We start from the raw sequence: 2,950 nt of genomic DNA on the forward strand, positions 1-2,950 counted from the left end.
TGCTCACACCGCTCCTCCACCCCGAACGTCTCCCAGGCGGGAAACGGATCGTCGAAGCCGGCCGCACCCCCCACCTCCCCGTCCCGCACCAGGCACTCACCCAACGCGTCGCGCAACGCCTCCCCGCGCAACCCAGCCCCGATGAACACCAACTCCTGCGCCTCACCGGCGGAGCCACCCCGCACTGCCGACGGCTCGAAGCGGGCCACCGACCCCGCCTGCGACCACAGGCCCACCACCAGCGGCCGGCTCGCCAGCGTGAAGAACCCCTTCGACCGCAGCACCTCCCCGAAGCGCCCGCTGTCCAGCTCCTCGGTCACGAAGGTCCACAACCGCCCGGGATGGAACGGACGCCCGGCCCGGAACACGGTCGACGAGATCCCGTACTCCTCGGTCTCCGGGACATGGTCCCCGTTCAACTCCCGCACCCACCCCGGCGCCTCCTGGGCCCGCTCCAGGTCGAACAGCCCGGTCCCGAGCACCTCCGCCACCCGCACCCGCCCGTACCGGGCCGGCACGACGCGCGCGGCCGGGTTCAGCCGGGCCAGAGTCCCCGCGAGCCGGTCCGCGGTCGCCGTGTCCACGAGGTCCAGCTTGTTCAGCACGATCACATCGGCGAACTCGACCTGGTCGATCAGCAGATCGCTGACGGTCCGCTCGTCCTCCTCGTACTGGTCGAGGCCCCGTGCCGCCAACTCGTCGCCGCCCGCCAGCTCCGGCAGGAAGTTCACGGCGTCGACGACGGTGACCATCGTGTCCAGCCGGGCGAGATCCCCGAGCGTGGCGCCGTCGTCCCGCGCGAAGGCGAAGGTCGCGGCGACCGGCATCGGCTCGGAGATGCCTGAGCTTTCGATGAGCAGATAGTCGAAGCGCCCCTCGCGGGCCAGCCGGTCCACCTCCTCCAGCAGATCGTCGCGCAGGGTGCAGCAGATACAGCCGTTGGTCATCTCGACCAGCCGCTCCTCCGTCCGCGACAGCGCCGCCTCACCGCCGCGCACGAGGGCCGCGTCGATGTTGATCTCGCTCATGTCGTTGACGATGACCGCGACCCGCAGCCCCTCGCGGTTGGCGAGGACATGGTTGAGCAGGGTGGTCTTGCCCGCGCCGAGGAAGCCGGAGAGCACGGTGACGGGCAGCCGGTCGAGTCCGTCGTGGCCGTCGTACGCCGTGGACACCGTGCTCAGCCCTCGGGGTGGATCAGTCCGCGCTCGTACGCCTTCAGCAGCCGCTGCGGTACGAGATGGGTGACGCCGTCCACGGTGAAGGGCACCAGCTGCGGTGTGCTCGCCTTCCACTGGGCGCGACGGTGACGGGTGTTGCTGCGGGACATCTTCCGTTTGGGTACGGCCATGGGGTCCTCCTCGTCGAACGGCGGAATGCCGCACGAGACGCTACATGAAAATGGATCCCATTACGAAAAAGGCTCGGTCTGTGGTGCGCGTCGCAGCGCGGCACGTGAGCGGGAACGGCCTCGTCGCCGTATGGGAGGGGAGGGCGCACCGACCCGCGCAGCACTGCCGTACCCGTACGGAGGTACCGTCCCCCGTGGCCATCACCAAGGAAGCCCCCGACCGGCCGGGCCCCGGCGCCGGTGCCGAGGGCGGCTCGCACGCACCGCACGCGCCCGGATCGCCCGACCGCGACGCCGGCGCCTCGCCGCAGGATTCCCGCGGCCGGCACCTCAATTCCCCCCTCCTCCTCACCATGCTGCTGGTTCTGGCCGTCGCCGCGCAGGGCCCCCTCCGCCGTGTCCTGGCCGCGCCCGTGACGCAGAGCTGGATGACGGTGTTCGTGGCGGTGGTCGTCCAGGCGCTGCCGTTCCTGGTGCTCGGGGTGCTGCTGTCGGCGGTGATCGCGGTGTACGTGCCGCCGTCGTTCTTCGCCCGCGCGCTGCCGAAACGGCCCGCGCTGGCGGTCCCCGCGGCGGGCATGGCCGGTGTGGTGCTGCCGGGGTGCGAATGCGCGTCGGTGCCGGTGGCGGGCGCGCTGGTACGGCGCGGGGTGACGCCCGCCGCGGCGCTTGCCTTCCTGCTCTCCGCGCCCGCGATCAACCCGATCGTGCTGACGGCGACAGCCGTGGCGTTCCCGGGGAACCCCGAGATGGTGCTGGCCAGGTTCGTGGCGAGTCTGCTGGTGGCGTGCGCGATGGGCTGGCTCTGGCAGCGGCTGGGGCGCGGCGAGTGGATGCGCCCGCCGGAGCGGCCGTCCTACGAGGGGCTCGGCAAGGGGGCGGCGTTCTGGGGCTCGGTACGGCACGACGTGATGCACGCGGGCGGGTTCCTGGTGGTGGGCGCCATGGCGGCAGCCACGCTCAAGGCGGTCGTCCCGGCGAGCTGGCTGAACGCGGCCGCCGACAACCCCCTCGTCGCGATCCTCGCCCTCGCCGTACTGGCCGTGCTGCTGTCGATCTGCTCGGAGGCGGACGCGTTCGTCGCCGCGTCGCTGACCCAGTTCTCCCTGACCTCCCGGCTGGCCTTCCTGGTCGTCGGGCCGATGATCGACCTGAAACTCTTCGCCATGCAGACCGCCACGTTCGGCCGTGCCTTCGCGCTCCGCTTCGCCCCCGCCACGTTCGCCCTCGCGATCCTGGCCTCGGCCCTCGTCGGGACGGTGCTCCTGTGAACCGCCACGCCCAGACCGTCGTCCTCCTCCTCACCGGCGGCGCCCTCCTGCACGCGGGCTCCACCGACCTCTACCTCCGCTACGTCAAGGCGGGCCTGCAACCCCTGCTGATCGGCGCGGGCGTGGTGCTGACAGCGGCGGCGGTGGCGACCCTCTGGTACGAACGCCGGGCGACCCGAAGCCGGCAGGAGAACGGGGCGCCCGCGCCCGAGCCGAACCAGGCGCCCGCACCCGACCACACCGCCGAGTCGGACCGCGCCCCCGAGACCGACCGAACCCCCGAGCCCGACCACGCCCCCGACCGGCACGCCCACCGTGAACCCCGTGT

At 72.2% G+C, this 2,950-nt stretch carries 3 protein-coding genes and 1 pseudogene; 2 read left to right on the top strand and 2 right to left on the bottom strand.

All coding sequences use genetic code 11. From position 1 onward, the window contains the following. Together AOK23_RS42405 and rpmF are read right to left on the bottom strand one after the other, a co-directional pair. On the bottom strand, positions 1-1,175 hold a 1,175-nt coding region (locus AOK23_RS42405), incomplete at its 3' end, for a GTP-binding protein (protein ID WP_055717713.1). 5 nt (positions 1,176-1,180) lie between these two features. Further along, the gene (rpmF, locus tag AOK23_RS42410) at positions 1,181-1,351 is read right to left on the bottom strand and encodes a 50S ribosomal protein L32 (protein ID WP_055717714.1); all 171 of its coding nucleotides are present in this window, start codon (positions 1,349-1,351) and stop codon (positions 1,181-1,183) included. Between the two features lie 194 nt (positions 1,352-1,545). Between rpmF and AOK23_RS42415 the strand changes: the two genes are divergently transcribed. Both AOK23_RS42415 and AOK23_RS51190 read left to right on the top strand, forming a co-directional pair. Continuing rightward, the gene (locus tag AOK23_RS42415; RefSeq protein WP_055717715.1) at positions 1,546-2,622 is read left to right on the top strand and encodes a permease; all 1,077 of its coding nucleotides are present in this window, start codon (positions 1,546-1,548) and stop codon (positions 2,620-2,622) included. Further along, positions 2,619-2,950: pseudogene (locus tag AOK23_RS51190) on the top strand (TIGR03943 family putative permease subunit); the annotation flags it as partial. The gene AOK23_RS42415 and the pseudogene AOK23_RS51190, both read left to right, overlap by 4 nt.

This window comes from Streptomyces torulosus (genome assembly GCF_001419765.1).
Taxonomy (GTDB): domain Bacteria; phylum Actinomycetota; class Actinomycetes; order Streptomycetales; family Streptomycetaceae; genus Streptomyces; species Streptomyces torulosus.

Coding starts and splice junctions, on each gene's coding strand:
- rpmF (WP_055717714.1), bottom strand. CDS start 1,351: ATGGCCGTACCCAAACGGAAGATGTCCCGCAGCAACACCCGTCACCGT.